Below are 2,480 nucleotides of genomic sequence, written 5' to 3'. Positions count from 1 at the left end.
ATAAAATTAGGGCCTTCGTTTGATGGCCTTTTTTTATGGGAAAAATATTCGTTTTTTCGATCAAGAAAGCTTTACTCTTAGAATCTTATTTTCTTCATTAATATATAGAAAATATTAAATGGAGGATAAATTTGAAAAAAGTAATCTTAAGTACTCTAGTTACTCTTTCTGCATTCTCTGCAGAATTTAAAATTAAAACTATAAATAAAGAGCTTGGTGTTGTCTCAATATCATCTACAGATGTTAAAAGTGTTAATAAGGATGATTTGTTAGAGGTTGAAGGAAAGAAATGTTCTTTAAAAGTGTTAGAAAAAAGAGAGAATTCTATTATTGCGAGTATTAATGATTGTAATATAGATGAGTTAAAAAAAGGTGAAGATCTTCAAGTTACAAATGATGTAAATGGTTTTGAAAATGCTAAGACTATTATTGCTAAGGGAGATAATAATCTTTCAAAGAATGAATCTTGGTATGTTTATTGGGCACTAGGGCCTTCTTCTATTACTTATGACAATCCCACAACTGAAGAAGCTGCAAATGAACTTAAAAATAGATCAGATACAGAGCACTTATCTATGGGGCTAGATCTAGGTTTCTATTTTCCTTTAAGAGAGAATATTATGCATGGGTTTGCGATCAATGGCGCTGCCGATAGTTATACTGTGGGAGCTATTGAGTTATCAATCTATCAATACCTTTACGCTTATAGTGTTCAGAAGTTTTTTGGAGACTTTATAGGTGACGGATGGTTTATAAGAGGTGATGTTGGACTAGTTAAATATCGTTCTGAAGTTAGTGGTTATAGTACGAACTATTCAGCATCATCGGACACTGGATTTGGATTATTATTTGGTGGAGGATACTCATATCCACTTTCAAATGAAAATAGAGTTTTATTCAATTTAAATTATGCAATTAGAAATGCTGAAGATGAGAGAGTTGATACCTTCGCATTTACAATAGGTTTTTTACATTAGGAGATTTGGTGAAACTTCTTGCTATTATCTTTGTAACAATAAGCTTTTATTCCTGTGCAACAACAAATTCAAAAGCGAAGCTAGTACTAAAAAGAGTCAGCTTTGATCTAAATTGCAAGCATGAGTATTTAGAGATTCTTGATCTTGGTGGAAATAATTACGGTGCTATAGGCTGTGGAAAGAAAGGTGCCTACGTCGTTTCGTGTAAAGACTGGGGTGATTGTACGGCAATTTTAAATAGCAAAGTTCAATAGCTACTTTCACATATTCAAATATTCGATGGAGAGAAATTACCGGCCTTTTGCTAAAGCTGTGGCCCGGTACTCTTTCCAGTAATTTTCCGTAGGTTCACATGATAAATACTGCTAAGTCCTGGCTTTTATAAGGCTTAATTTAAATTTTGAATTGAAGGGGAAATTGGTTGCGGGGGCAGGATTCGAACCTACGACCTTCGGGTTATGAGCCCGACGAGCTACCAGCTGCTCCACCCCGCGATAAGGATTTGAAATCAGATGTTTCAAGGTGATATTGAATATATAAGTTCATATATGAAATGTCAAAATATTAATCATAAAGTTTACTCGGACATAAATATCTAAAATAACATCCAAATTTGGCGATAAGACATAAAAGATGATTGGTGGGGACCAATTAATAATCAAAATTTGTGGAGAATAGTATGGGATTTGGAAAAGGAAAAAAGGTTTTTATCGAAATCGATGCTACTGAACTGAGTGAATCTCAAGTCAGAATGCTAAAGACAATCAACGCTATGTTGGCCCATGTACTGACGACAGAAGAAGAAGGTGAATTTTTTGATGGCAGTGCTGAAGCAATGAGAATGTGTGCTTCACTTATCAAGCAAGCTCACTTTGCAAACGACCTTCAATTCGATGGTATTCCTTATGCAGATCAGGCCCTAGAGTATTCTATGGATATCCTGTCTGAGCATATGGTGAATTCTAGAGTTGTTCAATACGACAACTAGTCTTAGAAAAAATTCTTTAGATAAACTAGGAAGTTCTCACTTCCTAGTTTTCTTTATTTGGTAGCAAGATCGTTACCTTGAAAATGTCATTGTGAATTTCTATATTTATTGTACCACCTAAATCTTCAATTAACTTCTTACTTAGATAAAGACCATGGCCCATATTTGCGCCACCCTTCTTGGTTGTAAATCCTGGTGTGAAAATTCTGGAAAGAATGTGCTCTTTATTTGATGTTGTATTCTCTAGAGTGATCTTAAAATAGTCCGCAACTTGTTCTGTTTGAATTCGTGAAAAGGGTTTGTGGTTGTAGTCTATTGCCGACTCAAGTGAGTTTTTGATGATATTCTTTAAGATTATTGAAAGACACGTTTTATCTGTGTAAACCATTTTGTTATAGTAATTAAATTCGACATCAATTTCGAGATACTTTATTTGTGACTGATAGAGGTCATATGTTTTCTCTATGAGTTGGGAAATATCAAAACGCGAAAAATCGTGCTCAATTTTGTTATTT

4 protein-coding genes and 1 tRNA gene are annotated in these 2,480 nt (G+C 34.1%); 3 read left to right on the top strand and 2 right to left on the bottom strand.

Annotated elements, in window-relative coordinates; all coding sequences use genetic code 11:
- The first annotated feature begins 131 nt into the window (after positions 1–131).
- Positions 132–977, top strand: coding sequence for a hypothetical protein (locus M901_RS08120; RefSeq protein WP_021277706.1), 846 nt, complete (start codon positions 132–134; stop codon positions 975–977).
- An 8-nt stretch (positions 978–985) separates the two neighbouring features.
- On the top strand, positions 986–1,231 hold the full coding sequence (locus M901_RS08115; protein ID WP_021277704.1) for a hypothetical protein: 246 nt from the start codon (positions 986–988) through the stop codon (positions 1,229–1,231).
- Between the two features lie 164 nt (positions 1,232–1,395).
- Here M901_RS08115 and M901_RS08110 read toward each other — a convergent pair.
- Positions 1,396–1,471 (bottom strand) — tRNA-Met (locus tag M901_RS08110).
- A gap of 185 nt (positions 1,472–1,656) precedes the next feature.
- On the opposite strand from M901_RS08110, the gene M901_RS08105 reads away from it, so the two are divergent.
- Positions 1,657–1,965: a hypothetical protein gene (locus M901_RS08105; RefSeq protein WP_021277707.1), complete on the top strand. Its 309-nt coding sequence runs from the start codon at positions 1,657–1,659 to the stop codon at positions 1,963–1,965.
- A 43-nt stretch (positions 1,966–2,008) separates the two neighbouring features.
- Here M901_RS08105 and M901_RS08100 read toward each other — a convergent pair.
- Positions 2,009–2,480: GHKL domain-containing protein (locus tag M901_RS08100; protein ID WP_021277705.1), on the bottom strand; the 472-nt coding region annotated here is incomplete at its 5' end.

Origin of the sequence: Bacteriovorax sp. DB6_IX (assembly GCF_000447775.1) — a bacterium.
Classification (GTDB): Bacteria; Bdellovibrionota; Bacteriovoracia; order Bacteriovoracales; family Bacteriovoracaceae; genus Halobacteriovorax_A.
Note: the sequence above shows the minus strand (reverse complement) of the source record. Positions and strands in the feature narration are given on the sequence as shown.